Origin of the sequence: Bradyrhizobium oligotrophicum S58, from assembly GCF_000344805.1 — a bacterium.
Classification (GTDB): domain Bacteria; phylum Pseudomonadota; class Alphaproteobacteria; order Rhizobiales; family Xanthobacteraceae; genus Bradyrhizobium; species Bradyrhizobium oligotrophicum.
Genome location: NC_020453.1, coordinates 4,997,453 through 5,023,387, shown reverse-complemented (window position 1 = coordinate 5,023,387; position 25,935 = coordinate 4,997,453). Strand labels below are relative to the sequence as shown.

The following is a 25,935-nucleotide window of genomic DNA, read 5'->3' as shown; positions in this document are numbered from 1 at the left end:
CCACGAGGAGACTTGCTGCACCATGGCATTCGCCACCCATCTGGCCAGGCAGATCGTCAATGCGATTGCCCTGCTGATCGCTGTGCTGGTGCTGAACTTCTGCCTGATCCATCTTGCTCCCGGCGATCCCGTCCAGGTGATCGCCGGCGAGATGGGTGGCGCGTCGGCGGAGGTCGTTGCGGCGTTGCGCGCCAAATATGGACTCGACCAGAGCCTGATGCAGCAGCTCTCCATCTACCTCGGCAACGTTGCCGTCGGCGACTTCGGCTACTCCTATTACTTCAACCAGCCCGTGCTCGGCCTGATCCTGCAGCGGCTGCCGGCGACGCTCTATCTGACGCTGTGCGCGCTGTCCGCCGCGCTTGCGATCGGGACCTTGCTCGGGGTGGTCAGTGCCCGGCGGCCGAACGGCCTGTTCAGCCATGCGGTCACCGTGGTCTCGCTGGCGGGCTATGCGGCGCCAATCTTCTGGACCGGGCTGCTGCTGCTCCTGTTGTTCGGCTCGGTGTGGCCGATCCTCCCGGTGGTCGGCATGGCCGACGTCGTGAATCCCAAGCACGGCTTCGCCTATGTGCTCGACGTCGGCCGCCATCTGGTGTTGCCGTCGCTGACGCTGGCCCTGGTGTTCATCGCGCAATACAGTCGGCTGGCGCGCGTCAACATGATCGAGGCGCTCTCGGCCGACTATGTCAGAACAGCCCGCGCCAAGGGGCTGCCAGAATGGCTGGTGGTCGGCAAGCACGCGCTGCGCAATACGCTGATACCGATCGTGACCGTCGCCGGTCATCAGTTCGGCAATCTGTTCGCCGGCGCCGTGCTGGTCGAGACCGTGTTCAGCTGGCCCGGAATGGGCAGGCTCGTGTTCGATTCCATCCTGCGTCGCGACTATCCGACCCTGATGGCCGTGCTGTTCTTCTCCGCCCTGATGGTGATGACCGCAAACATCGTGACCGATATGATCTACCGCCTCGTCGACCCGCGAATCCGGACGGGGCGGCGATGACGATTGAGACGTCCTCGCCGATGGCGACGCCGCAGATCGATCTTTCCGCGCCGGCGGCCGTGCCGCCCTGGCGCCTGGCCCTGTGGCAGTTCATGAAGAGTCCGTCGGGCGTGGCCGGCGCCTGGATGCTGGTCCTGATCATTCTGGTGGCCGTGGTCGGGCCGTCGCTTTATCCGGTCGATCCGCTCGATCTCGTCGGCGCGCCGTTCATGCCGCCGGATGCCGATGCCTGGTTCGGCACCGACTATCTCGGCCGCGACGTGCTGGCCGGACTGATTTACGGCGGTCGCGCGACGCTCGCGGTCGGCGCCGCCGCGGCGCTGATCACGATCGCGATCGGGCTCGTCGTCGGCGCCGTCAGCGGCTTCTTCGGCGGCGCCATCGATGCCGGGCTGGTCAAGATCACCGAGTTCTTCCAGATCCTGCCGCCGCTGTTGTTCGCGATGGTGCTGGTGACGCTGTTCGGGCCGAAGCTGACCACGATCACGCTCGCGATCGGCGGGGTGAGCTGGACCTCGGTGGCGCGACTGACGCGGGCGGAGTTCATGCGGCTGCGCGATCTCGATTTCGTCAAGGCGTCGCGCGCGGCGGGCGCATCCAGCGCCAACCTGATCCTGCTTGTGCTGCTGCCGAATGCGCTGCCCGCGGTGATCGTGTCGGCCACGCTGGCGATCGGTGTCGCCATCCTGTTCGAGGGCGGCCTGAGCTTCCTTGGCCTGGGCGATCCGAACGTCATGAGCTGGGGGCTGATGCTGGGCCAGAACCGCAACTACATTCTCGATGCGTGGTGGGCGGTGATGTTCCCAGGCGCGGCGATCTTCCTTGCGGTGCTCGCGATCAGCCTGGTCGGCGACGGCCTCAACGACGCGATCAACCCGCGTCTGCGGCGGAGGTCATGATGGGTGCGCTGCTCGAAGTCGATGATCTCAATGTGAGCATGCGCAACGGGGCCGGCCGCCTTGTACCCGTCATCGAGAACCTGTCGTTCGCGGTTGCTCCGGCGCAGACCCTGGCGCTGGTCGGCGAATCCGGTTGCGGCAAGAGCATGACGGCGCTGGCCCTGATGCGGCTGCTGCCGGAGGATTTCGTCATTACCTCGGGCCGCATCGTGCTGGAGGGCAGGGACGTGCTGACCCTGCCGGCGAAGGAGATGCGGTCCTTGCGCGGCAGCGCCATGTCGATGATCTTCCAGGAGCCGATGACCGCGCTCAATCCGCTGTTCACCGTGGGTGACCAGATCGGGGAGGTGCTTCGCTGGCACCAGGGGCTCAATCGGGCCGCGGCGCGATCGCGCGCCGTCGAGCTGCTCCGCGCGGTGCAGATTCCGGCCGCGGAGCAGCGGATCGATGCCTATCCGCACCAGCTTTCGGGAGGCATGCGCCAGCGCGTCATGATCGCGATGGCGCTGGCCGGGCGGCCGAAGCTGCTGATCGCCGACGAGCCGACCACCGCGCTCGACGTGACCGTGCAGGCGCAGATTTTCGACCTGCTGGCCGAACTGCAGCGCAGCACCGGGACGGCGATCCTGCTGATCACCCACGATCTCGGTGCAGTCGCTGAACTCGCTGACGAGATCCTCGTGCTCTATGCCGGACGCTGCATCGAGGCCGGGGCCTCGCGCGAGATCGTGACGGCACCGCGCCATCCCTATACGCGCGGTCTGCTCGGCTGCGTCCCGCACCTCGCATTGGGGCAGGCGCCGCAGCCCTGGGTCGACCTCGGCGAGATCCCCGGCATGGTGCCGCCGCTCGGCGCGCGCGGCGCCGATTGCGCTTTTCTGGCAAGATGTGTGCAGGCCCGCGACGTTTGCCGCGCGCAGCCGCAGCCGGCGCTCGAGCCGATCGCGCCGAGCCACGCGGTGTCCTGCTGGCGCAAGACGGAGATCGCCGCATGAGCTTGGCTGACGCGATCCGCGGGACAGGCACCCGCGAGGTGCTGCTCGACGTCAACGACCTCGTCGTGCATTTCCCGGCCGGCCGCCGCCAGGGCAAGCCGTCTTTCGTCCATGCAGTCGACGGCATCAGCTTCCGCGTTTGCCGCGGCACCACCTTTGGCATCGTCGGTGAGAGCGGCTCGGGCAAGTCCACCACCGCGCAAGCGGTGATGCGGCTGGTGCCGGCGACATCGGGCCAGATCGTGTTCGGCAACCGTGACATCGCCAGCCTCACCGGTCGGCCGCTGCGCGAGGTGCGGCGGCATCTGCAGATCGTCTTCCAGGACCCGTTCTCGGCGCTCAACCCGCGCCGCCGCGCCGGCGACCAGATCCGCGAGCCGCTCGACCTGCTCGGAATCGGGACGCGCAGCGAGCGCGACGAGCGGGTGCGCAGGCTGCTGGGCGACGTCGGCCTGCCGCCGCAGGCAGCCGATCTGTTTCCCCATCAATTCTCGGGCGGCCAGCGTCAGCGGCTCTGCATCGCGCGGGCGATGGCGCCCGAGCCCGATCTGATCGTCTGCGACGAGGCGGTATCCGCGCTCGACGTGGCGATCCAGGCACAGATCCTGAATCTGTTGAAACGGCTGCAGCGCGAGCGTGATCTCACCTACATCTTCATCTCGCACGATCTCGGCGTGATCCAGAAATTCTGCGACGAGGTCGCGGTGATGTATCTCGGCAAGATCGTCGAGCAGGCGCCCGCCGCCGAGATATTCGCTGCGCCGCGCCATCCCTATACCTGGTCTCTGATTGCGGCCGCCGCGCCGCCCGGACCCATGCGCGACGAATTGAAACGCCGCCATCTCGTCAAGGGCGATCCGCCGAGTCCGGTTGACCCGCCGCCCGGCTGCCGTTTCGCGCAGCGCTGTCCGGCCGCGATTGACAAATGCGCGCAGCGTCTTCCTGCGTTGGATGCGATCGGATCACACCACTACGTCGCCTGTCATCGTGTCGCCGAGCTGCCTTGATCGACATCCCTGCGAACGCTCCAGGATCGTCGCGACGGCGCTGCTGCGCGGAGTGGCCGTGATACATCGTCGGCAAGCGGGGAGGATGTCGGCCATTGCAGCGTCCAGAGCTTGCGTCGCCGGCCGACAGCGACCTATGGTCTTCGCTCAGCTCTCATTCGCTAGCGGCTGACTCCAAGGTCAGCAGTTACTCATTGCTGTGCAGGGCAATAGTAGCCGATAGTTGCTGAAGGGGACCTCGGCATGAGCGCGCAAAATATTCCTGTGGAATCAAGATGAAAGAAAATCGCCGGTCTCGTAATCGGCGTCCTGAGACGACATCTCGGCAAAAGCCTTTAGGATCAATGTCTTAGTCACGCTCAAGATGATCGAGTGGGAGTAGGGTAGGCCGTCACGAGCGGATATCGTGGTGCTATCTGCTGGCCATCCTCCGTGGCGCCGTCATCCGGCCCCGGCGCTCGCCAGGAGCGTGTTCGCCTCTCCGGACCGCACACCTTCCTCATGCAGGTCATGAACCTCAAACCGCCCGACGGCTGGGATGCGGCTGACCGGAGGTTTGTGGGGTCGTTCAAGTCTTGATCTGACGCCAGCGACGCAGGCCCAATCGCTTCGTGGTGCAAAGATCGCGGAGAACAGTTGGTCTGATGGATCAAGACGGCTCGAGCGAAAGATATCCCGAATGGAGGCGCGGCTACAGGAGCTCGCCGAAGCTGCCGAGCGTCGAAGGATCATCCTGGTCTCGAAGGTCGTAATTTAGGTTGGCACGGGGCTGCTGCTCGGCGGTGCTTGGCCTGTTCGGCTCCAATGCGGTCACTGCCGTGGGTGCAACTGCCGCGGTGCGCCACTCCAGATCAATACTGGCCGCTCCAAAAGCCGGTTTTTCGTAAGCTGACCTCATGTTTTCGGACGTTTGGGCTCGGCAACTGCTGTGGCGTGAATGATGTCGAAGGCCTTCCCCGGCCGGCGCTCTGTCTCTTTCCAATCTATGCCGCGTGGCAGGAGCAGCTCCCATTCCTGAGACTTCCCGACGTGGCCCCATAGCGAACGCAGCGACACGCACAACTTAAGTACCAGAACGATTGGGCGTCCATTGATGCAGTCAACGCCAGCCCGCCTGTAAGCGCTGTTTAGGGCAACGATGGGATCGAGTGTAGCAGAGACGTAGCTAGGGTAGGGATGCTCTGCGACGAGTTGGTCGTTGCATCGGCCATGAAACAAGATCTGACCCGGGTCTAGTGATATCTTGGAGGCGTTGAACTCGAGGTCGAACTCGTCGATAAGCTTTCGATCCGTCGTCGACGCTTTCCCGTCAGCAATCTGCCGAGCCGCCGCATGGTACTTGTCATATTGGCGGCGACGATAAGCCCGAAAGTGTTTTAGGTTCTTGAGCGGTGTGCGGAGCGCTTTTACAGCCGCGACATCCGGGTCCTGCCCTAGCCGCTCCGCTATGCTCTGCTGAAATCGGCAGCGGTCGTCGTCCCCAGGCCCGTCCAGGTGCTTCAGCAGGGCCTCGGTGTCGGGGAAGTCGTAATACTCTGGACCCCGCACGAGTGACGCATCGTATGCGCGAAGCGCGCGATCCTGCGGTGTGTCGTGCAGGTACTCAAAATGCCAGCAGGAGACATCAACAAGCATTGTAATCCCACTCGCCACCGGGCGCAAAAAAAAATCTAAGTGGCACCATTCTTTATCAGTATAGTCTATCACACAATGGACTTTGGGCTCCGCCCTCGACCTATGTACAAAATTGAGAAGGACCGTGGGGCGCCTCTAACGCTACTCAATCCTGAGCCTCCGCGCTTTTCGGTGCCTCATTGCCAGCGCTTTCAGCATATCACCCCCAGGAGAACTCTGGTCTACCGGCATTCATCGGGTAGCGAAGATCGCGTTCCTCCGTGAGTTACACGAGATAAAAAGTGGCCGAATTCACGCCTGGCGCAGTGATTAGCTGCGGAATGTCGGCCTCATTTATTGACGCATGCTCTACTGCAAGCACACCTTGCTTGAATGCGGACTTCAGTGATTGACCGGCAGCAATCGCTGCGTAGAAACGGGTTGCTAATGCCGTTGCCGCAATATCGCTTACGCTGTCCCTCATCACGATAATGGCCGAAACCAAAGGCAACAACGCCTTTTCTGCGCCAGCACTTTCGCATGCGTTCAAAACGACGACCCGAGGAGGAGTATCGACTGCGGCGAACGCCTTTCCAAGATGCTCAAATGTCAGAATCCTTCTCTTCGGCCGAGTGACCTTAGCGTGATCGACAGCGAGGCCTCCGCTGTAGCCGTGCCCCGAAAAATGTACAATTCCAGGCGCATAATCATTCAGTCCGTCGACTAAGGAATCGAGGTCCGCAGCAGGTCGATAAAGTAATTCGATGTTGTCTCGTAGCTTTGATCCACGCACGGCTTCTTGAACTTGCCGAACTTCTGCATCGATCCGCAATGAATTTTGCTCGTCGGGATTGGCTGTCAAGTACAACACATTGAGTCGCTTGAGCTTCTTTAGCGCGCGAACGGTGACAGTCTTTACGTTGGATACCTTCACCGCGGGCCTTCGCTTGGTCGGTATAGCTGCGGCTAGCTTGGGATTATCGGCGAACTTAACGATCATCTTGCGATGGGCGCGAACGTTTGAATCCTTACTGTACAAATACTTGCTGCCATCTTTCACTTGCCCATTATTATCTTCGCGGCGGATAAGGCCATAACGCGCAAGATGGTCTAGTTCATTCTGGGCCTGTTGCTCGTCGCCCGCCTTGAGCTGGGCATCGATACGCATCTGCTTGCGCGATCGCGGTTTCGATCCGCGACCGTATATTGTATCGAACAACTTCCGACGGATTTTGCTAGTGCCGAGGTGCTTCGCAAGACGTTCGCAATTCTCTTCGTAGTTGCCTGACCAGTCGATTACGGCGGTCCTGCCTATCATCGCTTCAGCCTTTCTTGCCGGTTACTTTCGGCGCCATACGGCTGATTGTAGGCTGGCTCACGCCGAGGATTTGTGCGAGTTGTGATTGGGAATAGCCGCGCTCGAGCATTTCCGCGAGCTTAAGCTTGCGGATGATTTCCAATTCCTTGATTATCTGAGCGGCCTGTTCTTCCGTCATGCCGTGTCCGTGTGAACAAGGCGGCGTTCAACAATTTTGGCAATTTCCCTGGCGAATCCCTTCGGAAACATCCGGCTTAGCGTGGCGTCGCTAATGCCGAGCGCCGCAGCGACGTGCTTCTGCTGGCAGCCCTGCGCGAGCGCATTCAGGATGAGCAGCATCTTGATGGCGCGTAGCTCCTCCAGAGTTTCGTTGCTTTCCATGGTCGCTCCCCTGCTTTACTTCGCTTTCGACGGCTTGCGGCTCTTCGACAGCGTGACGTTGACGTTGTTGGCTGTAGTCCCGAGGATGTCAGCGACCAGCGTTGGGCGGAGGCCTGCGGCCGAAAGGAATAGGATCTTTTCCTTTGAAGATTCCATCGCCGCCGTCAGAGCTGCAGCTTGCAGCCTTATGAGGATGTCGAGCTTCTCCAGTATTTCTTCGTTCATGGCCTAATCTTCGTCTCTCGCCGAGACCTTGGTGAGCGGATAAACGTGTAGAGGCAGGCGCTCGCTGCCTATACGCACAACGACTCCGGCTTCTATCCACTTCGTTAGAGAGCGGCTAAAGCTTCCTTTGTCGAGTTTTGCTTTCTTGCAAATCTCGGCTTGTGGCGTCTGCCCGTCGCACAGGTTGTACGCCAGGAGCTGTTTTTCGCTTCCCGAGGTCGGAGCCACAATCTTGGTAATAACCGCAGGCGGAAATGTATTCCGTGCAACAGTAGCCAAAATAGCCTTCAGCAATTCATCGGAAGTATCCAATCGATTCTCCTATGAACGATTTCGCGAAATATATGCATGTCTCGCATAGTATCAAGAGCGCGTCTATTCACTAGCTATTGTTGGTAAGCGCGGAAATATTAATTGTCGATCTAATGCATTGATAAAACTGAAGAAATGTGGATTGCGTGCTAATGGTATTACTCTTCTACGTGAATATCGTGGACATCGAAGTTGTTAGCTCAGCAGCCTTCCTGCGGCAAGCTGGCAACGCGGAGAGGGGCATGAGCCAACGCATACCAGCCGTGAGTAGCGGCGTAACTTCACCGTAGGATTACGGTGACGGGATTTCGGTGGCGCCTGCTGGCCCGCATAAGACTCCTTAGCTTCGCTCGCTATCGAACTCCCCTCGTTGCGCCGTTTAGAGCGGGGCCCGCACGAAGCTAGTGCATCCACGTCCGTTTACGGTCCTCTCTCCGTGGTCATGTCCGTATTCGGCCACGGCTTCCCACGGTTATCTCCTAACCCTGTCCATCTGCCCGACGGGTAATCTTCGCATGCCCCGCATGCGCCAACTGCCCGTCGTGCCAGTTTGCCGCAAACTAATCACTTGCCACGTCGGGCAAATCACCTCCACATTCTCGCGCATCCCGGCTCGCTGAAGAGGGACGTTTCGCGATCGTCACGAGCGTCGAGTCGGGGAGGCGACGGGCGCGTTGCTCTGCAGCCTGGTGTCACAGCCGGGCCGACGAACGGAGCGATGCGACGGCGAAATGGTGTGGTCCTGGCATCGCGGTGCTGATGCCAAGCCGGTGGTGATGATGATCCGCTGGCGACGGGGGCAAGACAGCCGATCCCCGGGGAGAGCGCCTATAACCCGTCAAACCGTCGCGCAGGGAAGGCCGGATATTGGGCTGAACCTGTGGTTCTGCCGCGTGCTTTTTGTTGCACGCGGACCGCGGGTATCAGTCGATACCCGGCCTTCCCTGCGCCTCTTCTTCAAAGGAGAGGTCGACTGATTGCAAAGCTCGGGCGGAAGCAGCCGCGAGATGGCGCAGTCATGCCTGGTGTTTGAAACGTGGAGAAGGTGCCCCTGACGATGTCGCGCCGGGACGCGCGGGATCATTCCCCTTGCGTGCAGACGTCAATGGCTCATCCGGAGCAGGTTGCGCAAGGCCGGCCGCCATTCGCCGGTCATGGTGTATTCGAGTCCAAGGCGTGCGCCGCAGGCGATCGCCAGCATTGTGAGCGGCGCCGACAGTGCGAGGGTCGAGAATGCGGACAGGCCTTGGCCGATGGTGCAGCCCATCGACATGATGCCGCCGGTGCCCATCAGCAGCGCGCCGATCATGTGGCGCTTCAGCTCGCGCGCGTCGTCGCAGGCTTCCCAACGGAAGACGCGCGAGACCATCGCGGCGGCGAAGGACCCCAGGATGACGCCCAGGACCGAGCCGATCGCGAAGTCGGCGTGGCTGCCGGAGAGCGTGGCGATGTACAGCACCGTGTTGCCGAGCGGCGCGACGAAGGTGAGCGAGGCGACCCGCTCCGGATCGAAATCGTCATTCCCCAGCCATCCCGTTGCAAACCAGCCGAAGGCGACCGCGCCGCCGACGGCAAGCCCCGACAACAACAGCCGCGGCGATCTTGCCAGCCGGCCATCGGCCAGCGCCCAGGCCGCGAGCGCCACCGCCATCAGAGAGACGAGAACAGGCCTGGCATAGGAGCCGAGCGCAGGCGACAGCAGCGAGTCCATGCCCTGGGTCATCGCGTCAGGCAGACGCACGGACAGCGGCTCGATCAGGCCGACGCGCATGAAGCCAATGAGCCCGCGCATCGCCGCCAGCGCCGAGACGCCGAGCACGAGAAAGACCACGATGGCGCGCAGATCGCCGCCGCCGATGCGAACCAAGGTCCCGAAGCCGCAGGTGCCGACCAGCGCCATGCCGATCCCGAACAACAAGCCGCCCAGGATGGCGCCGCCGAGCGGAATGGAGGAGGTCAGATAGATCGAGCGGGACAGATCGACGAGGCCGAAGCCGGCGAGCAATTGGGTCGCGACCAGCGCGATGGCCGCAGCCAAGGCGAAGGATTTGAGCCGCCGCGTGTCGGCGCCGAAGAAGGCGTCCTCGAGCATCGCGAGCGTGCAGAAGCGACCCGCGCGGCCGGCGACCCCGAGCACGCCGCCTGCCAGCAGTCCGCACATGAACGTCAAAGCTGACGGACTGAGCATGCCTCCCCGATGTCCTTGTTCTTGTCCGGGCGATTGTGCGCCAGGATCGACGGCGAAGCCAGAGCTGTTGCGAAGGCCGCTGCCGGCGTTCGCGCCCGCTTACTGCGGGGCCGACGACGTCGCAACGCAAGCGGGACCTTCAGCGGCGGCGCTTGCGGACCGGCTCGCAGAAGACGTCGTAGATCGCGGTCAGGATCTTGCGGACGTCCTCGCTGGCGAGACTGTAATAGATCGTCTTGCCGTCGCGCCGCGTCGTCACCAGCCGGTCGAGCCTGAGACGGGCGAGCTGCTGCGACACCGTCGACTGCCGCTCGCCGAGAAACTGCTCGAGCTCGGTGACGGATTTTTCGCCTTCGGAAAGGATGCAGAGCAGCAGCAGCCGGGACTCGTGGGACAGCGCCTTGAGCATCTCGCTGGCTTCCCGCGCCTTCTCGATCATCTGCTCGAGCTCGGCGGAGGTTTCGATGTCCTTCAACTTCGGCAGCGGCATGAATTTGGGATCCTCGATTGTCCGTCAGGAGCGGGCCGGCGTTCCGCTTGTAGCATTCATTATGCGGCCGAGCAGCCCAAAGAAGAACGCGTCGCCCGGATAGCCGCGGATCCGCCCGATCTCGTGGCCCTGGTCGACCACCACGAAGGTCGGCGTGAAGGCGCCGGGGTCTATGCCGGCGAGATCCGCCGGCAGCTTTTGGGTGAGGTCGACCCGTCGCAGCGGAAGGGCGCGCCCTTCGTCGGTCTTGCCATAGATCGGCGCGATCTCGGCATTGAACCGGGCGCACCAACCGCAGCCGGGGCGCTCGAACATCACGAGCTCGGAGGCGAGGAGCGGGGTCGACAGGGACAGCACGGCGATCGCGGCCGAGGCGAGCGTTGCGAGCCTGCGCGCTGTGATTTGACCGGGCATGCTGCCATCCTCTCTGGACTCTCCGGCCAATCTATCATTAAATTCGAATATGTACCAGTGCACGATTTCCGAATCCTGCCGTGCAGGCGGGCCTCATCATTGGGCCGCGGGAGGATAGATGGATCTCGACGTCACGCTCGGCGCTGCGCTCGCCGCCGGCCTCCTGTCGTTCCTGTCACCCTGCATTCTGCCGTTGGTCCCGCCGTTCCTGTGCTACATGGCCGGCATCTCGGCGGCCGATCCGATGACCGAGGGCGGCATGGTCCAGCGTCGGCGGACGATGCTGACGGCGCTGTGCTTCGTCGCCGGCTTCTCGCTGGTGTTCATAGGCCTCGGTGCGACAGCCTCCGTCTTCGGCCGCTTCATCGCCGGTCATCTCGGCCAGCTCGGCATGGTCGCGGGGCTCGTTATCATCGCGATGGGGCTGCATTTCCTCGGGGTGCTCAGGATTCCCTTGCTGTACCGGAGCGCGACGATCGATGTCGGCCGCACACCGGCCGGCCTGCTCGGGGCGTTCGTCATGGGGCTGGCCTTCGCCTTCGGCTGGACGCCGTGCGCGGGGCCGGTGCTCGCTGCCGTGCTGATGATGGCCGGCGCGGAGGCCACCGTGGGGAAGGGCGCGCTGCTGCTCGCGGCCTATTCGGTCGGAACGGGCATCCCGTTCCTGATCGCGGCGGCTTTCACGGGGCAGTTCATGACGATGCTGAAGGGCATCAAGCCGCATCTGCCATGGGTTGAAAAGGCGATGGGCGGCTTTCTCGTCCTCACCGGCGTGGCCTTTCTCGCCGGGGTCATTCCGGAGATGTCGCAATGGATCTTCGAGCGCTTTCCCTCGCTCACCACCATCGGCTGATCAGCCGAAGCGGAAGTCGAGCAGATTGACAAAGGATTGCAGCTCGATCTCGAAGCGATGCACGAGGCCGGCATCGCCCTCGCGCGCGGCACGGCCGATCTCCGCGGCGCTCGCGGTGGCGCCGTCAATCAGGCGGCGGAATTCGGCCTGGCCCGCAATGTCGGGCGCGGCGAGGCCGTTGCAGCGCTGCAACCGGGCGTGCAGAGCGGCGCCGGCTTCGACGACATCGTCGGGCGCGGCGGTGTTCGCCGCGAACCGCGTCGCGACGTTGCGCAATGCGTCCATGACAGGGGCGAGCTCGAACACGCAATCGCTGAGCTCGATCATACCGGCATCGCGTCTCAGCGCGTGGATCGACTGGCGCAGCGCGGCGATGTCCGCCGCAGCGCGGGCGCCATTACCGGCGGCCAGCGCCGCGTCGGCCTTGCTCAGGCGATCGCTTCCGCCCGCGATCAGCTCCGCAAGCGACGTGTCCGAATGGGGGCCTGCCGCGCGCGCGGTCAGTCCTCCGAGCTTTGCCCAGGCCCGCCGGGCATCGTCGAGCTCGGTCTGCGCGAGGCCGATATTGCCGGTGCGCGCATAGCTCGCAGCGGCGCGCAGGCTGCCCATCGCCGCCGGCATCAGCGCAGCGATGTCCGCTTTCTCTGCGGCATGCAGATGGACGCTCGGGACGAGACACGACAGTACGAGGGACAGAATGATGGCGCGGCGCAGCATCGAATGTCCTTTTCACATTCTATTATTCGAATATGGTGTACCGAACTTCGAAAGATTTGGCAAAGCGCGCTGGGCGGGCTCATGACTTCGACCGGGACGATGACGCGGCGCGATCTGATGGCCATGCTGCCTGCCGCGGCCATCCTCGGCGCCGTGCCGACGCTGGCGCGAGCGGACGCGGCGCTCGGCGACGACGGGCTGTATCATCAGCCGTGGTTCCTCAACAGCTTCCTCGATCTCCGCGAGGATCTCGACAGCGCGGCATCGGAAGGCAAGCGGCTCGCGATCATGTGGGAGCTTCGCGGCTGTCCGTATTGCCGCGAGACGCATCTGGTGAACTTTGCCGATCCTGCCATCACCGACTACATCCGGGCGAACTTCGAAGTGCTGCAGCTCAATCTGCTCGGCGCCCGCAAGGTGACCGACTTCGACGGCAAGGAGCTCACCGAGAAGGAGCTCGCCGAGCGCTACGCCATCCGGTTCACGCCGACCTTCCAGTTCTTTCCGCCCTCCGCCGACGGCGTCGCAGCCAAGGAGCCGCTCGCACGCGAGGTGGCGCGTGCGCCGGGCTATCTCAAGCCGCCGCACTTCCTCGCAATGTTTCGCTTCGTGCGCGACGAAGCCTATGAGCGCGGCACGTTCCGCGACTATCTCGCCGCGTCTAAAGGTTGAGTGTGCCGCCGCATCGAAATCGGCTTGACATTAGTCACATTATCAAATCATAATTTGTGAATATGACGAGCCGTAAGTTCGTCGAACATGAGCAGGCGAGGGGAAGCCTCGTCGGTCAGGGTGGAAGCATGCGCCGTTTGATCCCGGCTGCCTTGTTCTGCGCGTTGCTGTCAGCAACAGCGCGAGGCGACGAGTCGATCAGGCTCGACGTCGTCGACGATGCCATTCCGAAATCGTTGACGGGCGCGCCCGGCAATGCCGATGCCGGCAAGAAGGTGTTCTTGACGCGGACGCTGGGCAATTGCCTCGCTTGTCACCAGGTGTCGCAGCTCAAATCCGAAGAGTTTCACGGTGAGTTCGGTCCGTCGCTCGACGGCGTCGCTGGTCGCTACAATACGGCGCAGCTGCGCCTCATCGTTGCCGATCCCAAGCGAATCTTCGTCGATACGGTGATGCCCGCCTTCTACAAGAACGACGGCCTCAATCGCGTGCGTCCGGAGTTCGTCGGCAAGCCCGTCCTCACCGCCGCGCAGGTCGAGGACGTCGTCGCATTTCTCGAAACATTGAAATAACCGCCTCTGGAGGATGATGCATGGGCGCAATCAATAGACGACAGGCGTTCCTTCTCGGCGGCGGTTTCGTCGCCCTGACGGTGATGCCGATGGCCGCCAACGCCGAGCCGAGCAACGACGCGGCCGAGCTGATCAAGACGTTCACCGGCGGCAAGGAAGCGGCCAAGGGCAAGATCACGCTCGATCTGCCTGAAATCGCCGAGAACGGCAATACCGTGCCGCTCGCGCTTTCGGTTGAAAGCCCGATGACGCCGGACAACTACGTCAAGGAAGTGCTGTTCGTGGCCGACGGCAATCCGAACGCCGGCGTCGCGACGCTGATGTTCACACCGATGTCCGGCAAGGCCGAGGCGTCGATCCGTATTCGTCTGGCGCAGACCCAGAACGTGATCGCGATCGCGAAGATGAGCGACGGCTCGCTCTTCACCGAGCGCAAGACCGTCAAGGTCACCATCGGCGGCTGCGGCGGCTGAGACAGGGGAGAAAGCAACATGGCAGACAAGCCGCGGATCAAGCTTCCGAAGGAAGCCAAGAAGGGCGAGATCATCCAGATCAAGACGCTGGTCTCGCATCTGATGGAATCGGGCCAGCGCAAGGATGCGCAGGGCAAGCCGATCCCACGCAAGATCATCAACAAGTTCGCTTGCGAGTTCAACGGCAAGCCGGTGTTCTCCTGCGTGCTGGAGCCGGCGATCTCCGCCAATCCGTACATCCAGTTCGACGCGAAGATCGACGAGGAAGGCACGTTCAAGTTCGCCTGGACGGATGACGACGGCTCGGTGGTGACGGCCGAGGAAAAGATCGCGTTGAAGGCCTGATCGGCAGCGTGTGATCGCTACGGAGAGTGACGGATGTCCATTCGCTACGGTTCTCTCGCTGTCCTGGCCACGGCTGCGCTGACCCTCTCGGCCATCGCGACGTTCGGTCAGGAGGCGGAACGGAAGGGCATTCCGGCGCCTCCCGGCCACGTCTTTCAGACCATCATCTCGGGCTATCAGTTCCGCACCAAGGAAACGCGCGCGCTGCAGGACGACGACCTGGAGAATCCGGGCTTCCTCTCGGTGGAGCGGGCCGCCGACGTCTGGAAGGCGGTCGACGGCAGCGAAGGCAAGTCGTGCATGAGCTGCCACGGCGATGCCGAGACGAGCATGAAGGACGTCGGTGCGGCGATGCCGAAATGGAGCGAAAAGCTCAACAAGCCGGTCAATCTCGAGCAGCAGATCAACATCTGCCGCACCGAGCACATGAAGGCGGAGCCCTGGGCCTTCAAGTCCAAGGAGCTGACCGACATGACGACCTTCGTCCGCTTCCAGTCGCGCGGCATGCCGGTGGCGGTGAAGACGGACGGCCCGATGTCGCCTTGGTTCGAGAAGGGCAAGGCGATCTACTACACCAGGGTCGGCCAGCTCGATCTCGCCTGCGCCTCCTGTCATGAGAAGAACAACGGCAAGTTCATGCGTGCTGATTTTCTGAGCCAAGGCCAGACCAACGGCTTTCCGACCTACCGGCTGCGCGATCAGCGCCTGATCCCGCTGCACGAACGGTTCGAGGGCTGCATGTTCGACGTTCGCGGCGTGCCCTACAAGCCGCTGTCGGACGAGTTCCTCGCGCTCGAAGTCTACGTCGCCTGGCGCGGCATCGGCCTGCCCGTCGAGACACCGTCGGTCCGCAACTAGCGGACACAAGGAAGACACATCATGATATCGCGTCGCGAATTCGTTCAGGTCGCATTGGCGGCGGCTGCCCTGACGGGCGGATCCGGCCTCGCCGGCACGTCCCGCGCCTTTGCGCAGCAGAAGCTGACAGAGAAGGAGCTGCTGGCGTTCGAGCCGGTCGGCAACGTCACGCTCGTGCATGTCACCGACATTCACGGGCAGCTGATGCCGCTGTATTTCCGCGAGCCGTCGACCAATCTCGGCGTCGGCGACGCCAAGGGGCAGCCGCCGCACGTCACCGGCAAGGACTTCCTCACGAAGTTCGGCATCGCTCCGGGATCGTCGTCCGCCTACGCGCTGACATCGGAGGATTTCGAGGCGCTGGCCAAGACCTACGGGCGTATTGGCGGCCTCGACCGCGCCGCCACCGTCATCAAGGCCATCCGCGCCGAGCGCGGCGACAAGGTGGTGCTGCTCGACGGCGGCGACACCTGGCAGGGATCATGGACGTCGCTCAAGACCCGCGGTCAGGACATGATCGACTGCATGGCGCTGCTGAAGCCCGATGCGATGACCGGCCATTGGGAGTTCACCTACGGCACCGAGCGCGTCAAGCAGGCGGTCGACGCGCTCGGCTTCCCGTTCCTCGGTCTCAACATCCGCGACACCGAGTGGAACGAGCCGGCGTTCGAGGCGTCGACGATGATCGAGCGCGGCGGCCTCAAGATCGCCGTGCTCGGTCAGGCCTTCCCGTATACGCCGGTGGCCAATCCGCGCTGGATGATTCCGAACTGGTCGTTCGGCGTGCGCGAGGAGGACGTCCAGAGCCAGGTCGACAAGGCGCGCAAAGCCGGCGCTGGTCTGGTCGTGCTGTTGTCTCACAACGGCTTTGACGTCGACCGCAAGCTGGCGAGCCGGGTCAAGGGTCTCGACGTCATCCTGACAGGGCACACTCATGATGCGCTGCCCGAGGCCGTGAAGATCGGCAAGACGCTGCTGATTGCGTCGGGCTCCTCAGGCAAGTTCGTCTCGCGGCTCGATCTCGACGTCAAGGACGGCGAGGTCAAAGGCTATCGCTACAAGCTGATCCCGCTGTTCTCCGACGTGATTACGCCGGATGCCGCGATGGCCGCCAAGATCGCCGAGGTGCGCAAGCCGTTCGCCGCGGAACTCGCTCGCCCGCTCGGGCGTACCGAGACGCTGCTCTATCGCCGCGGCAATTTCAACGGCACGTTCGATGATCTGATCTGCCAGGCGCTGCTACAGGAGCGCGATGCGGAGATCGCGTTGTCGCCGGGCTTCCGCTGGGGCACCAGCGTGATGCCGGGCCAGGACATCACCTTCGAGGACGTCACCAACGCCACCGCGATCACTTATCCCGCGGTCTACCGCATGGGCATGACCGGCACGCGCCTGAAGGAGATCATCGAGGACGTCGCCGACAACCTGTTCAACGTCGATCCCTACTACCAGCAGGGCGGCGACATGGTCCGCATCGGCGGCATGTCCTATGCGATCGACGTCAACAAGCCGCAAGGGCAGCGCATCTCGGACATGCGCCTGATCAAGACCGGCGCAGCGATCGATCCGGCGCGCGAATATCAGGTCGCTGGCTGGGCCAGCGTCAACGAGGGCACCCAGGGCCCGCCGATCTGGGAGGTCGTGTCGAGCTATCTGCAGCGCCAGAAAACCGTGCGTCTCGAGCCCAACCGGGCCGTCAAAGTCTCCGGAGTGTGACGACGATGTCGAAGGACAAATCTCTGCCCTCAGCCCCGCGCGCGTCGCGCCGCGGTTTCCTGACCGCGGCCGGTGGCCTCGCAGCCACGGCGCTGGCCCCGCAGGCCCGTGCCGGTGCCGGCAATCCCGCCAACCAGCCACCGAACGTGCCGGAATGGACGCGGACGCTCGGCGAGGGTGTAGCCGTGCGTCCCTACGGCAAGCCGTCCAAGTTCGAGAAGGACGTCGTCCGCCGCGACGTCGAATGGCTGACGGCGTCGCGCGAGTCCTCGGTCAGCTTCACGCCGCTGCATGAGCTGGAGGGCATCATCACGCCGAACGGCCTGTGCTTCGAGCGCCATCATGGCGGTGTGGCCGACGTCGATCCTGCCGATCACCGGTTGATGATCCATGGTCTGGTCGATCGGCCGCTGCTGCTCTCGCTCGACGAGCTCAAGCGCTACCCGCGCGTCAACCGCATCCACTTCATGGAATGCGCGGCCAATTCAGGCATGGAATGGCGCGGCGCCCAGCTCAACGGCTGCCAGTTCACCCATGGCATGATCCACTGCGTGCAATATACGGGCGTCTCGCTGCGCACGTTGCTGGAAGAAGCCGGCGTCAAGACCAACGGCAAGTGGCTGCTGGTGGAGGGCGCCGATTCCGCATCGATGGATCGCAGCCTGCCGATCGAGAAGGCGCTCGACGACTGCATCATCGCCTACAAGATGAACGGTGAGGCGCTGTATCCCGAGCAGGGCTATCCAATGCGGCTCGTCGTGCCGGGATGGCAGGGCAATCTCTGGGTCAAATGGTTGCGCCGCATCAAGGTCGGCGATCAGCCCTGGCAGACGCGCGAGGAGACATCGAAGTACACGGATCTGCTGCCGAACGGAAAGGCGCGGCGCTTCACTTGGGCGATGGATGCGAAATCCGTGATTACGAGCCCGAGCCCGCAGGCGCCGATCAGGCATGGCAAGGGCTTTACGATCGTCTCGGGCCTGGCGTGGTCGGGCAGCGGCAAGGTCAAGCGCGTCGATGTGTCGCTCGATGGCGGCCGCAACTGGTGGCCGGCGCGGCTCGACGGTCCGGTGCTGGATAAGGCGCTGACGCGCTTCTACTACGAGTTCGACTGGAACGGTGAGCCGCTGCTGCTGCAGTCGCGGGTGCAGGACGAGAGCGGCTACGTCCAGCCGTCCAAGGCCGAGCTGCGCAAGGTCCGCGGCTACAACTCCATCTATCACAACAATGGCATCCAGACCTGGCACGTGCAGGCAAACGGTGAGGTCGAGAATGTCGAGGTCGCCTAAGCTCATCATTGCAGCCGCCGCGCTGGCAACGCTTGTAGCTTCGGCGGCACTTGCCGGCGGTCCGAGCGAGAAGACCGAGGCCAAGATCGAGACGAAGGCGCCGCAGCGCTTCAACATCGGCCGCGCGCCCAGCGCGGAGGAAATTCGCGGCTGGGACATCGATGTGCGTCCCGACGGGCAGGGGCTGCCGGTCGGCAAGGGCAGCGTCGCGCAGGGCGAGAAGCTTTTCATGGACAATTGCGCCAGCTGCCATGGCGAGTTCGGCGAGGGCGCCGGCCGCTGGCCGGTGCTGGCGGGCGGCAAGGGCTCGCTGACGGCAGACAATCCGGTCAAGACGGTCGGCTCCTACTGGCCCTACGCCTCGACGCTGTTCGACTATGTCCGCCACGCGATGCCGTTCGGCAGCCCGCAGTCGCTGAAGGTCGACGAGTACTATGCGCTGGTCGCCTATGTGCTCTACCTGAACGATGTCGTCACCGACCAGAATTTCGAGCTGAGCAACAGCAATCTCTCCACGATCAAGATGCCGAACGAGGCCGGATTCATCATGGACGACCGGGCCACGAGCGAGAAGGCGTTCTGGCAGAAGGACCCTTGCATGAAGAACTGCATCGCGCCGGTCAAGATCACCGGGAGGGCGACCGCGGTCGACGTCACGCCGGAGGACAAGGACGGCAAGCCGCGAGGCGTCGAGTGACGATTGCGGGATGCAGTCGCCGCCAGATGCTGTTGGCGGTCGCATCCGTCGCGGTGGCCTGTGGTGGGGCTGCGTCCATCGCTGTCGCGGCCGGGCCGCACAGGCTCGCGCTGCAGATCAGCGACGACGACCCGGCCAAGATGCGCGCGGTGCTCGACGTTGCCGCCAACGTTTCGCGTCACTATTCGGGCGAGGGCGGCGAGGTCGAGATCGTGATCGTCGCCTTCAACGGCGGCCTGGACATGCTGCTGGCCGATCGGTCGCCGGTGAGGGAGCGGGTCATGGGTTTTGCCAGGTCGATGCCCAATGTGAGCTTCATCGCCTGCGGCAATACGCTGGAGACGCTCGCGAGCAAGGAGGGACGGCTGCCGCCGTTGCTCGAGGGTGTCACGGTGGTCAAGACCGGGGTCGCAACCCTGCTGGACCTGGCCGAGAAGAACTGGACGATCGTGCGTCCCTGAAGGGCTTGAAGATGCGGTGGTCGCTCGCTCTCGTTGTCTCGCTCGTGACATCGGTCGCGCTCGCTGCGGAGGAGCCGCGCGAGCTCGTCATTGGCGGCCGCATCGCGCTCGGCACGCTCCGGCTGCCGGCGCAATCGGGGCCCGATGTGCCGCTGGTGCTGATGACCCACGGCACGCTCGCCCACAAGGACATGGAGACCATCCAGGGCCTGTCCAAGGCTCTGGCCGGGCGCGGCATCGCCTCGCTCGCGCACAACCTCGTGCTCGGCCTCGATGGCCGCACCGGCATGTACGACTGCGCCAAGCCTCATGACTATGCGCCTGATGATGCGATCGCGGAGATCGCGGCGTGGCTCAGCGAGGCGCGTAAGACCTCGTCGCACCTCTTTGTGCTCGGGCATTCGCGCGGCGCCAATCAGGTTGCGCGCTATCTGGTCGCCAATGCGAATGCCGCCATTGAAGGCGCGATTCTGCTGGCTCCGGCCACCGCAGGCATTGAGACCACCCTGAGAGCCGCCTATGCCGAGAGCTACGGCCAGCCATTGGCGCCGCTGCTCGAAAAGGCTGAGGCCGCGATTGCGGCCGGGCGCGGCAGCGAGTGGATGTCCGTGCCGGGCTTCATCTATTGCCGCGATGCCAAGGTGACCGCGCGCGCCTTCGCGGCATTCTATCGCGCCGGCCGGCGCCAGGACACGGCTGCGCTGATCGCAGAGGTGAGTCTCCCGGTCCAGGTGCTTGCGGCCGCGCAAGACAAGACCGTGCCGGACGTGGCAGCCTCGTTCGCGCCGCTGGCCGCTCGCGCCGGCAGCCGTGTCCGGCTGGAGACGATCGACGACGCGGATCACTTCTTTCGTGATCTCGCCGCCGAGGATGCCGCTGATCGCATCGCAGGATTCATTGCAGCCGCGCGTTAGGAGTAACCCATGGAACGACGATCTTTGATGCAAGCTGGTCTTGCTGGCGTGTTTGGAATGTTCGGTGTCGGCAGCGCACGAGCGGCGACGGAGTCTCCGCGCCAGCGCGTCGCCTATCATCTCGCCGATCAGGACCGCGCTTTGTTCGTTCTCGGCAACCTCCAGAACCACGTCGATGGCACCGGAGGGCCAGGACGCGCCGACATTCGCCTGGTGATCCATGGTCCGGGGTTGCGCGCCTTTCATGCGATCTCGGTCGATCAGACCATCTCGGCTCTCGCCGAGCGTCTCATGAAGGCCGGCGTCGGCTTCGAGGCCTGTGCCAACACGATGAAGGCGCAAGGCGTGAAGCTCGACGATCTCCTGCCCGGCTTCGCGGTCGCGGAGAAGGGTGGCGTGGTGCGTCTCACTGAGCTGCAGCAGAGCGGATATGCCTATCTGCGCCCATGACGGGCGCTTATGTCTTTGCCGATGCCGCCCGGTGCCTCGCGCGGCGGACCTGAACAACGAGAGCGCCCGTGCTCACCGCATTGATCGACCTGTTGGGTGAGGAGCTGGTGTCGCTGCTGTGCGGGCTCGCGGTCGGCTGCGCGTTCGGTTTCTTCGCCCAGCGCAGCCGCTTCTGCCTGCGAGCGGCCACGGTCGAGTTCGCACGCGGATATGGTGGCCCGCGTCTGGCGGTGTGGCTCCTCACCTTCGCCTCGGCGCTGCTCGGCACCCAGGCGCTGGTGGCGATGGGCCTGCTCGACGTTTCCGAAGCGCGCCAGCTTGCGCAGCAGGGGAGCATTTCCGGCGCGATGATCGGCGGCACCCTGTTCGGCTGCGGCATGATCCTGGCGCGCGGATGCGCCAGCCGCCTGCTGGTGCTCTCGGCCAACGGCAATCTGCGGGCGCTGCTGTCGGGCCTGATCTTCGCTGTGACGGCGCAGTCCGCGTATCACGGGCTGCTCTCACCGCTGCGCGAGTGGCTCACCAACCTCTGGCTCGTCGATGGCGGCCCGTCGCGCGACATCATGGGTCTGTTCGGCGGCGGCACGCCAGAGAAGCTCGGCTTCGGCATGCTGTGGTTCCTGGCAGGCCTCGCCGCGGTGTCGAAGTTTCAGGTCGGACCGAAGATCCTGCGCGCGGCAGTGCCAGCAGGAGCCGCAGTCGCGGCCGGCTGGCTGCTGACCTATCAGCTCGGCCAATCTTCGTTCTCGCCGGTGCCGCTGAAGAGCCTGACCTTCAGCGGTCCTTCGGCGGAGCTGCTGATGCAGGTGCTCGCCGGCACGCAACTCAAGCCGGGCTTCGATCTCGGCATCATCCCGGGCGTCTTCATCGGCTCCTTTGTCGCGGCCGCTCTGGCGCGCGAACTCAATCTGGAAGGCTTCTCGGATGGGCGCGGCATGCGCCGCTATCTGATCGGCGCCGTTCTCATGGGTTTTGGCGCGATGCTGGCCGGCGGCTGTGCCGTCGGCGCCGGCGTGACCGGAGCATCGGTGTTCGCTCTCACCGCATGGATCGTGCTCGGCGGCATGTGGCTGGGCGCGGCGCTCACCGACTTCGTCGTCGACCGATGGCTGTTCGCCGCCAGATCGGCGCCGATCCCGCTGCAGAGCGTAGCGCCACCGTCCGCCGCGACGTCTTCGTGAATCACCGCATAGCAGGCCTCGGCGCCAGCTTGCTATGTACTCCGCGGTTGCTCCATTAACCAATTTTCGAAGGTTCAATGTTACTCTCACGAGCAATGCGGCGCCATCATGCGGTGGACCGATACGAAATGCTGCTGCAATCAAAGGCGCGCGAGATGTCACAACTCTCAATTCGAGCAAAGATGGCCATCGTCATTGCGCTGCTGCTAGTGGCCATGGCCGTGGTAGGATTGCTGGCAGTCCGCGGCATGCAGACGACCAACACGCATACCGAACAGATTGCCAAGAACTGGCTGCCGAGCGTCCGCGTGCTCGGCGAGTTGCGCTCCGGTATCAATCTCAATCGCGCGCAGCTCCGCGCCTATATGACCGCCGACACGGCCGAAGAAAGAGATAACCTCGATCGCAACATGAAGGCGACGCTTGCGGCCATCACGACGGCGCGTCGCTCCTATGAAGCGATGATCTCGTCGGCTGAGGATCGTGACCTGTTCGAGAGCTGGTCGCGAGCCTGGGAGCAATATTTGAAGACGGCGGATGGCGTGCTCGACGTTCTGCGCGCTGGGAACGGTAATGCGACCAAGCAGGCGAGTGATCTGTTCAACAAGACGGTCCGGAGCATCGCCAATCAGTCGGATGAATATCTGAAGAAGTCCATCGAGCTCAACAATCGTGGCGCCGACGCGGAGACGAAGGTCGCCGCCGATGGCTACGCCCAGGCATTCACACTGATGTCGACGATCATCGCGCTTGCGGTCTTCGCTGGCATCGGGATCGGAAGCTGGTTCGTTCGTGACATTTCCAGGTGTATCGCCTCGATCATCCGACCCATGCAAGCGCTCGGCGAGGGCAACCTGGCGACGGAGATTCCGTATCGCGGCCAGAAGACCGAAGTCGGCATGATGGCCGACGCCCTGGAGGTCTTCAAGGTCGCGTTGATCGCCAAGAAGGTAGCCGACAATATTGCGTCGAGGGAGGCGGAGGTGAAGCTGGATCGCAGTCGGCGGCTTGACGAGATGACGGGCCGTTTCGAGACGGTGGTCAGCGAGATCGTCGAGACCGTCTCGACCGCGTCGAGCAAATTGGAAGGGCACGCCGGAGGACTGAGCGATACGGCCAATCGCGCGCAGAACCTGGCGACGTCCGTCTCCGCTGCGTCCGAAGAAGCCTGCAACAACGTGCAGTCGGTGGCCTCGGCGGCGGAGGAACTGTCCGCATCCGTCAACGAGATCAGCAGACAGGTCCAGGATTCTGCGCGCATGGCCAACGAGGCGGTGGCACAGGCCCGCAAGACCAATGAGCAGGTCAGCGAGCTTTCGAAGTCCGCTGCCCGTATCGGCGACGTGGTCGAGCTCATCAATACGATTGCCGGCCAGACGAATCTGCTCGCGCTCAATGCAACGATCGAAGCCGCGCGCGCCGGCGAGGCCGGTCGCGGATTTGCCGTGGTCGCGTCCGAGGTCAAGGCGCTGGCCGAGCAGACGGCCAAGGCCACCGGCGAGATCGGCCAGCAGATATCGGGCATCCAGTCCGCGACCCAGCAGTCGGTCGGAGCGATCCGGGAGATCAGCATCACGATCGAGAAGCTGTCGGAGATCTCGTCGACGATTGCTGCAGCCGTGGAGCAGCAGGGAGCTGCGACGCAGGAGATATCGCGCAACGTCCAGCACGCGGCTTCGGGGACGCAGCAGGTTTCGGCCAACGTCACGGATGTGCAGCGTGGTGCAGTCGATACCGGCACCGCCGCGTCGCAGGTTCTGGCCGCCGCAAAGTCGCTGGCCGGCGACAGTGCGAGGCTGAGCATCGAGGTCACGAAGTTCATCACCGGCGTGAGGGCGGCCTAGCAGGCCGCCTCTACGGGTGGCGGGGGAGGGACGGGGCGCCGTCTCGACCGGCTGCAGCGGCGCGGATAGCAATGCAGCGCATGCCTGATGCGGATTCGGGACGCGCCACTGTCTGCTCGCCGCGCAGCGGCTCGCCCATCTTTGGTTCGGCCACGACGTCGGCCGCGCGATGTCATGAGCCTGTTTGGGGCGGCAGCAAGCCCGGTAGGCTGGGCTTCGGATGCCGCGGTCAACGGCAAAGTCGCGCCGGATCGACGGAGTCTCGGAGCCTGCGCGCCGCATGATATTCTCAAAAATACATTCACAAGTTCGAATATACGTATATAGTGCCGTACTTGTCGATCGCGGCACCGGGCCGCGCGAGCAGGGAGGACAGGCGTCATGACGATCATGACCGACGTCGCGGTCGGAGGTGCAAGGAAGTCCGGTCGCATCGACTGGTCGCCTTATCTGGTCGGCGCCGGCATCGGCATCCTCAGCTGGGTGGCCTTTGCCGGGTTCGGCGACCCGCTCGGTGTGACGACGGCGTTTTCGCGTATCGCGTCACTGTTCGCCGTGCCGGTGATCGGATCCGACGCTGTCGCCGCCAACAGCTATTGGAAATCGATGCCGCTGAAATGGGATTATGGCGTCTGGTTCCTGGTCGGCATTCCGCTCGGCGCATTCCTTTCGGCGGTCATCTCCGGCACCTGGCGCCTCGAGCTGGTGCCGGAGGTCTGGAGGGAGCGCTTTGGTCCGTCGGTGTTCAAGCGTTTCGTCGCTGCGTTTCTCGGCGGCATCGTCATCATGTATGGCGCGCGTCTGGCCGGCGGCTGCACCAGCGGACACGGCATTTCAGGCGGTCTGCAACTGGCGCTGTCGAGCTGGCTGTTCCTCGCCGTGATGTTCGCGACCGGCCTGATGGTGTCGCGCATCATGTTCCGCAAAGCATAGGAGAAGGGCCATGACGTCATTGACGAGCATCGCCGGCCCGCTGTTGATGGGCGCCGTGTTCGGCTATCTCCTGCAGCAGGGCAAGGTCACGAGTTGCAACGTGATCGAGAACCAGTTCCGGCTGCGCGACTTCACGGTCTTGAAGGTGATGGGCACCGCGATCGTCGTCGGCGGCATCGGCGTGCTGCTGCTGGTCGATACCGGCAACACCAAATACTACGTCAAGGATGCCAACATGCTGGCCGTCGCGCTCGGTGCGGCGCTGTTCGGCATCGGCATGGTCGTCTACGGCTATTGCCCCGGCACTGCGCTCGGCGCGATCGCCAGCGGCAGCGTGCATGCCGCGGTCGGCGCGTTCGGCATGATCGTCGGCGCGATCCTCTATGCGCTGAGCTTCGACTGGGTGAAGGCCCACATCCTCAATGTCTGGGCGCTCGGCAAGGTGCGGCTGCCAGATATCACCGGCGTGCCGGATGGTGTCTGGTTCGTCGCGCTCGCGATTGGCGCAGGGGCGTTCTTCTTCTGGGTCGAAGCGTCCGAGTCGAGGGCGGGGCGCTTGCGGGGCTAGGCGGCTTTCGTCCGACCAGTCCTCATCAACAGTCGAAAGGTTCATCCAATGCTGGCAGGATTGTTCAACAAGCTGACGGGATCGACCAGCGTGCCGGCCATCGAGCACGACGAGCTGGTCAAGGCGCATCAGCAGCGCAGCTGTGTGATCGTCGATGTCCGCGAGCCGCACGAGTTCAAGGGCGGTCACATTCCGGGCGCAGTCAATCATCCGCTGTCGCGTTTCGATCCGGACAGTCTTGTGCACGACAAGCCGGTAGTTCTGATCTGCCAGGCCGGCGGCCGCTCGGCCACGGCATTGCGGCGGGCGTTGGCGGCAGGACGGCAGGACATCCGCCACTATGCCGGCGGCATGAGCCGCTGGCGCGCGCATGGCGGTCCTGTCGCCTAGGCCCTCTCCGATCCGTCAGACACTCGGCTCCGTCAGGGCGCCGAGTGTCTGTCCTTGTTGAGTTGTGATCGTCGTGCAACTAAAAGATTTTGCGGCAGGGAACGGAGCGGGAGCGGAAGTGTCGACGGCGGCCTCTCGCCTCGCTGCGCACCCTTG

General features: G+C 63.7%; 31 protein-coding genes. 21 read left to right on the top strand and 10 right to left on the bottom strand.

Features of this window, described 5'->3' with window-relative positions; all coding sequences use genetic code 11:
• The first annotated feature begins 22 nt into the window (after window positions 1-22).
• The 4 genes from S58_RS21635 to S58_RS21620 are packed head-to-tail and all read left to right on the top strand — an operon-like array spanning window position 23 to window position 3,904.
• On the top strand, window positions 23-1,003 hold the full coding sequence (locus tag S58_RS21635) for an ABC transporter permease (RefSeq protein ID WP_015667513.1): 981 nt from the start codon (window positions 23-25) through the stop codon (window positions 1,001-1,003).
• Complete coding sequence (locus S58_RS21630) at window positions 1,000-1,902, top strand: ABC transporter permease (protein ID WP_052351217.1); 903 nt, start codon at window positions 1,000-1,002, stop codon at window positions 1,900-1,902. The genes S58_RS21635 and S58_RS21630 overlap by 4 nt, the downstream gene beginning before the upstream one ends.
• Window positions 1,902-2,897 carry an ABC transporter ATP-binding protein gene (locus S58_RS21625; RefSeq protein ID WP_015667511.1) on the top strand — a complete coding sequence of 332 codons (996 nt, stop codon included), beginning with the start codon at window positions 1,902-1,904 and terminating at the stop codon, window positions 2,895-2,897. Before S58_RS21630 ends, S58_RS21625 begins: the two co-directional genes overlap by 1 nt.
• Complete coding sequence (locus S58_RS21620; protein ID WP_015667510.1) at window positions 2,894-3,904, top strand: ABC transporter ATP-binding protein; 1,011 nt, start codon at window positions 2,894-2,896, stop codon at window positions 3,902-3,904. The genes S58_RS21625 and S58_RS21620 overlap by 4 nt, the downstream gene beginning before the upstream one ends.
• A gap of 894 nt (window positions 3,905-4,798) precedes the next feature.
• Here S58_RS21620 and S58_RS21615 read toward each other — a convergent pair.
• The 9 genes from S58_RS21615 to S58_RS21585 form a co-directional block, all read right to left on the bottom strand.
• The gene (locus tag S58_RS21615; protein WP_015667509.1) at window positions 4,799-5,539 is read right to left on the bottom strand and encodes a hypothetical protein; all 741 of its coding nucleotides are present in this window, start codon (window positions 5,537-5,539) and stop codon (window positions 4,799-4,801) included.
• A gap of 265 nt (window positions 5,540-5,804) precedes the next feature.
• The gene (locus tag S58_RS21610) at window positions 5,805-6,686 is read right to left on the bottom strand and encodes a CHAT domain-containing protein (RefSeq protein WP_244440623.1); all 882 of its coding nucleotides are present in this window, start codon (window positions 6,684-6,686) and stop codon (window positions 5,805-5,807) included.
• 154 nt (window positions 6,687-6,840) lie between these two features.
• On the bottom strand, window positions 6,841-7,014 hold the full coding sequence (locus S58_RS36010) for a helix-turn-helix domain-containing protein (RefSeq protein WP_015667507.1): 174 nt from the start codon (window positions 7,012-7,014) through the stop codon (window positions 6,841-6,843).
• Window positions 7,011-7,217, bottom strand: a complete 207-nt coding sequence (locus tag S58_RS21605) for a hypothetical protein (protein WP_015667506.1) — start codon at window positions 7,215-7,217, stop codon at window positions 7,011-7,013. The genes S58_RS36010 and S58_RS21605 overlap by 4 nt, the downstream gene beginning before the upstream one ends.
• 15 nt (window positions 7,218-7,232) lie before the next feature.
• Window positions 7,233-7,442 (bottom strand): hypothetical protein, encoded by a 210-nt coding sequence (locus tag S58_RS21600; RefSeq protein WP_015667505.1) that lies wholly within the window; start codon window positions 7,440-7,442, stop codon window positions 7,233-7,235.
• Window positions 7,443-7,445: 3 nt separating this feature from the next.
• Window positions 7,446-7,754 carry a helix-turn-helix domain-containing protein gene (locus S58_RS36770; RefSeq protein WP_015667504.1) on the bottom strand — a complete coding sequence of 103 codons (309 nt, stop codon included), beginning with the start codon at window positions 7,752-7,754 and terminating at the stop codon, window positions 7,446-7,448.
• Window positions 7,755-8,856: 1,102 nt separating this feature from the next.
• Window positions 8,857-9,942, bottom strand: a complete 1,086-nt coding sequence (locus tag S58_RS21595; protein ID WP_015667503.1) for a YeeE/YedE family protein — start codon at window positions 9,940-9,942, stop codon at window positions 8,857-8,859.
• Between the two features lie 139 nt (window positions 9,943-10,081).
• On the bottom strand, window positions 10,082-10,432 hold the full coding sequence (locus S58_RS21590) for an ArsR/SmtB family transcription factor (RefSeq protein ID WP_008960790.1): 351 nt from the start codon (window positions 10,430-10,432) through the stop codon (window positions 10,082-10,084).
• 24 nt (window positions 10,433-10,456) lie between these two features.
• Window positions 10,457-10,846 (bottom strand): thioredoxin family protein, encoded by a 390-nt coding sequence (locus S58_RS21585; protein WP_015667502.1) that lies wholly within the window; start codon window positions 10,844-10,846, stop codon window positions 10,457-10,459.
• 118 nt (window positions 10,847-10,964) lie between these two features.
• Here S58_RS21585 and S58_RS21580 point away from each other — a divergent pair, with 118 nt between their 5' ends.
• A complete protein-coding gene (locus tag S58_RS21580; protein ID WP_015667501.1) occupies window positions 10,965-11,699 on the top strand; it encodes a cytochrome c biogenesis CcdA family protein in 735 nt (244 codons plus the stop codon).
• Here the strand turns inward: S58_RS21580 and S58_RS21575 are convergent, their stop codons facing one another.
• Entirely contained in the window at window positions 11,700-12,416 is a 717-nt protein-coding gene (locus S58_RS21575) for a hypothetical protein (RefSeq protein WP_015667500.1), read from the bottom strand.
• A gap of 123 nt (window positions 12,417-12,539) precedes the next feature.
• Here S58_RS21575 and S58_RS21570 point away from each other — a divergent pair, with 123 nt between their 5' ends.
• From S58_RS21570 to S58_RS21495, 16 genes are all read left to right on the top strand, one after another.
• The gene (locus tag S58_RS21570) at window positions 12,540-13,088 is read left to right on the top strand and encodes a SoxW family protein (RefSeq protein WP_042340851.1); all 549 of its coding nucleotides are present in this window, start codon (window positions 12,540-12,542) and stop codon (window positions 13,086-13,088) included.
• 128 nt (window positions 13,089-13,216) lie between these two features.
• On the top strand, window positions 13,217-13,660 hold the full coding sequence (gene soxX / locus S58_RS21565) for a sulfur oxidation c-type cytochrome SoxX (RefSeq protein ID WP_015667498.1): 444 nt from the start codon (window positions 13,217-13,219) through the stop codon (window positions 13,658-13,660).
• Window positions 13,661-13,680: 20 nt separating this feature from the next.
• Complete coding sequence (gene soxY / locus S58_RS21560) at window positions 13,681-14,133, top strand: thiosulfate oxidation carrier protein SoxY (protein WP_015667497.1); 453 nt, start codon at window positions 13,681-13,683, stop codon at window positions 14,131-14,133.
• A gap of 18 nt (window positions 14,134-14,151) precedes the next feature.
• Window positions 14,152-14,478, top strand: coding sequence for a thiosulfate oxidation carrier complex protein SoxZ (soxZ, locus tag S58_RS21555; protein WP_015667496.1), 327 nt, complete (start codon window positions 14,152-14,154; stop codon window positions 14,476-14,478).
• Window positions 14,479-14,511: 33 nt separating this feature from the next.
• Window positions 14,512-15,336 carry a sulfur oxidation c-type cytochrome SoxA gene (gene soxA / locus S58_RS21550; RefSeq protein ID WP_015667495.1) on the top strand — a complete coding sequence of 275 codons (825 nt, stop codon included), beginning with the start codon at window positions 14,512-14,514 and terminating at the stop codon, window positions 15,334-15,336.
• A gap of 21 nt (window positions 15,337-15,357) precedes the next feature.
• A complete protein-coding gene (gene soxB, locus S58_RS21545; protein ID WP_015667494.1) occupies window positions 15,358-17,052 on the top strand; it encodes a thiosulfohydrolase SoxB in 1,695 nt (564 codons plus the stop codon).
• Between the two features lie 5 nt (window positions 17,053-17,057).
• Window positions 17,058-18,341, top strand: a complete 1,284-nt coding sequence (soxC, locus tag S58_RS21540; RefSeq protein ID WP_015667493.1) for a sulfite dehydrogenase — start codon at window positions 17,058-17,060, stop codon at window positions 18,339-18,341.
• Window positions 18,280-19,038 (top strand): c-type cytochrome, encoded by a 759-nt coding sequence (locus tag S58_RS21535; RefSeq protein ID WP_042340072.1) that lies wholly within the window; start codon window positions 18,280-18,282, stop codon window positions 19,036-19,038. Before soxC ends, S58_RS21535 begins: the two co-directional genes overlap by 62 nt.
• Before the next feature lie 26 nt (window positions 19,039-19,064).
• Window positions 19,065-19,499: a DsrE family protein gene (locus S58_RS21530; protein ID WP_015667491.1), complete on the top strand. Its 435-nt coding sequence runs from the start codon at window positions 19,065-19,067 to the stop codon at window positions 19,497-19,499.
• Between the two features lie 11 nt (window positions 19,500-19,510).
• Complete coding sequence (locus S58_RS21525; RefSeq protein ID WP_015667490.1) at window positions 19,511-20,413, top strand: alpha/beta hydrolase; 903 nt, start codon at window positions 19,511-19,513, stop codon at window positions 20,411-20,413.
• A gap of 9 nt (window positions 20,414-20,422) precedes the next feature.
• Window positions 20,423-20,863: a DsrE family protein gene (locus S58_RS21520; protein WP_015667489.1), complete on the top strand. Its 441-nt coding sequence runs from the start codon at window positions 20,423-20,425 to the stop codon at window positions 20,861-20,863.
• Between the two features lie 68 nt (window positions 20,864-20,931).
• On the top strand, window positions 20,932-22,044 hold the full coding sequence (locus S58_RS21515) for a YeeE/YedE family protein (protein WP_015667488.1): 1,113 nt from the start codon (window positions 20,932-20,934) through the stop codon (window positions 22,042-22,044).
• Window positions 22,045-22,199: 155 nt separating this feature from the next.
• On the top strand, window positions 22,200-23,888 hold the full coding sequence (locus S58_RS21510; protein ID WP_042340850.1) for a methyl-accepting chemotaxis protein: 1,689 nt from the start codon (window positions 22,200-22,202) through the stop codon (window positions 23,886-23,888).
• A 390-nt stretch (window positions 23,889-24,278) separates the two neighbouring features.
• Window positions 24,279-24,821: a YeeE/YedE thiosulfate transporter family protein gene (locus tag S58_RS21505; protein ID WP_042340068.1), complete on the top strand. Its 543-nt coding sequence runs from the start codon at window positions 24,279-24,281 to the stop codon at window positions 24,819-24,821.
• Between the two features lie 10 nt (window positions 24,822-24,831).
• Window positions 24,832-25,389 carry a YeeE/YedE thiosulfate transporter family protein gene (locus tag S58_RS21500; RefSeq protein WP_015667485.1) on the top strand — a complete coding sequence of 186 codons (558 nt, stop codon included), beginning with the start codon at window positions 24,832-24,834 and terminating at the stop codon, window positions 25,387-25,389.
• A 48-nt stretch (window positions 25,390-25,437) separates the two neighbouring features.
• Complete coding sequence (locus S58_RS21495) at window positions 25,438-25,779, top strand: rhodanese-like domain-containing protein (protein WP_015667484.1); 342 nt, start codon at window positions 25,438-25,440, stop codon at window positions 25,777-25,779.
• The last annotated feature ends 156 nt before the right edge of the window (window positions 25,780-25,935 follow it).

Bases quoted from the DNA above. Each gene is read 5' to 3' on its own strand.
- S58_RS21635 (WP_015667513.1), top strand. From the start codon at position 23: ATGGCATTCGCCACCCATCTGGCCAGGCAGATCGTCAATGCGATTGCC.
- S58_RS21630 (WP_052351217.1), top strand. From the start codon at position 1,000: ATGACGATTGAGACGTCCTCGCCGATGGCGACGCCGCAGATCGATCTT.
- S58_RS21625 (WP_015667511.1), top strand. From the start codon at position 1,902: ATGGGTGCGCTGCTCGAAGTCGATGATCTCAATGTGAGCATGCGCAAC.
- S58_RS21620 (WP_015667510.1), top strand. From the start codon at position 2,894: ATGAGCTTGGCTGACGCGATCCGCGGGACAGGCACCCGCGAGGTGCTG.
- S58_RS21615 (WP_015667509.1), bottom strand. From the start codon at position 5,539: ATGCTTGTTGATGTCTCCTGCTGGCATTTTGAGTACCTGCACGACACA.
- S58_RS21610 (WP_244440623.1), bottom strand. From the start codon at position 6,686: ATGCGTATCGATGCCCAGCTCAAGGCGGGCGACGAGCAACAGGCCCAG.
- S58_RS36010 (WP_015667507.1), bottom strand. From the start codon at position 7,014: ATGACGGAAGAACAGGCCGCTCAGATAATCAAGGAATTGGAAATCATC.
- S58_RS21605 (WP_015667506.1), bottom strand. From the start codon at position 7,217: ATGGAAAGCAACGAAACTCTGGAGGAGCTACGCGCCATCAAGATGCTG.
- S58_RS21600 (WP_015667505.1), bottom strand. From the start codon at position 7,442: ATGAACGAAGAAATACTGGAGAAGCTCGACATCCTCATAAGGCTGCAA.
- S58_RS21595 (WP_015667503.1), bottom strand. From the start codon at position 9,942: ATGCTCAGTCCGTCAGCTTTGACGTTCATGTGCGGACTGCTGGCAGGC.
- S58_RS21590 (WP_008960790.1), bottom strand. From the start codon at position 10,432: ATGCCGCTGCCGAAGTTGAAGGACATCGAAACCTCCGCCGAGCTCGAG.
- S58_RS21585 (WP_015667502.1), bottom strand. From the start codon at position 10,846: ATGCCCGGTCAAATCACAGCGCGCAGGCTCGCAACGCTCGCCTCGGCC.
- S58_RS21580 (WP_015667501.1), top strand. From the start codon at position 10,965: ATGGATCTCGACGTCACGCTCGGCGCTGCGCTCGCCGCCGGCCTCCTG.
- S58_RS21575 (WP_015667500.1), bottom strand. From the start codon at position 12,416: ATGCTGCGCCGCGCCATCATTCTGTCCCTCGTACTGTCGTGTCTCGTC.
- S58_RS21570 (WP_042340851.1), top strand. From the start codon at position 12,540: ATGCTGCCTGCCGCGGCCATCCTCGGCGCCGTGCCGACGCTGGCGCGA.
- soxX (WP_015667498.1), top strand. From the start codon at position 13,217: ATGCGCCGTTTGATCCCGGCTGCCTTGTTCTGCGCGTTGCTGTCAGCA.
- soxY (WP_015667497.1), top strand. From the start codon at position 13,681: ATGGGCGCAATCAATAGACGACAGGCGTTCCTTCTCGGCGGCGGTTTC.
- soxZ (WP_015667496.1), top strand. From the start codon at position 14,152: ATGGCAGACAAGCCGCGGATCAAGCTTCCGAAGGAAGCCAAGAAGGGC.
- soxA (WP_015667495.1), top strand. From the start codon at position 14,512: ATGTCCATTCGCTACGGTTCTCTCGCTGTCCTGGCCACGGCTGCGCTG.
- soxB (WP_015667494.1), top strand. From the start codon at position 15,358: ATGATATCGCGTCGCGAATTCGTTCAGGTCGCATTGGCGGCGGCTGCC.
- soxC (WP_015667493.1), top strand. From the start codon at position 17,058: ATGTCGAAGGACAAATCTCTGCCCTCAGCCCCGCGCGCGTCGCGCCGC.
- S58_RS21535 (WP_042340072.1), top strand. From the start codon at position 18,280: ATGGCATCCAGACCTGGCACGTGCAGGCAAACGGTGAGGTCGAGAATG.
- S58_RS21530 (WP_015667491.1), top strand. From the start codon at position 19,065: ATGCTGTTGGCGGTCGCATCCGTCGCGGTGGCCTGTGGTGGGGCTGCG.
- S58_RS21525 (WP_015667490.1), top strand. From the start codon at position 19,511: ATGCGGTGGTCGCTCGCTCTCGTTGTCTCGCTCGTGACATCGGTCGCG.
- S58_RS21520 (WP_015667489.1), top strand. From the start codon at position 20,423: ATGGAACGACGATCTTTGATGCAAGCTGGTCTTGCTGGCGTGTTTGGA.
- S58_RS21510 (WP_042340850.1), top strand. From the start codon at position 22,200: ATGTCACAACTCTCAATTCGAGCAAAGATGGCCATCGTCATTGCGCTG.
- S58_RS21505 (WP_042340068.1), top strand. From the start codon at position 24,279: ATGACCGACGTCGCGGTCGGAGGTGCAAGGAAGTCCGGTCGCATCGAC.
- S58_RS21500 (WP_015667485.1), top strand. From the start codon at position 24,832: ATGACGTCATTGACGAGCATCGCCGGCCCGCTGTTGATGGGCGCCGTG.
- S58_RS21495 (WP_015667484.1), top strand. From the start codon at position 25,438: ATGCTGGCAGGATTGTTCAACAAGCTGACGGGATCGACCAGCGTGCCG.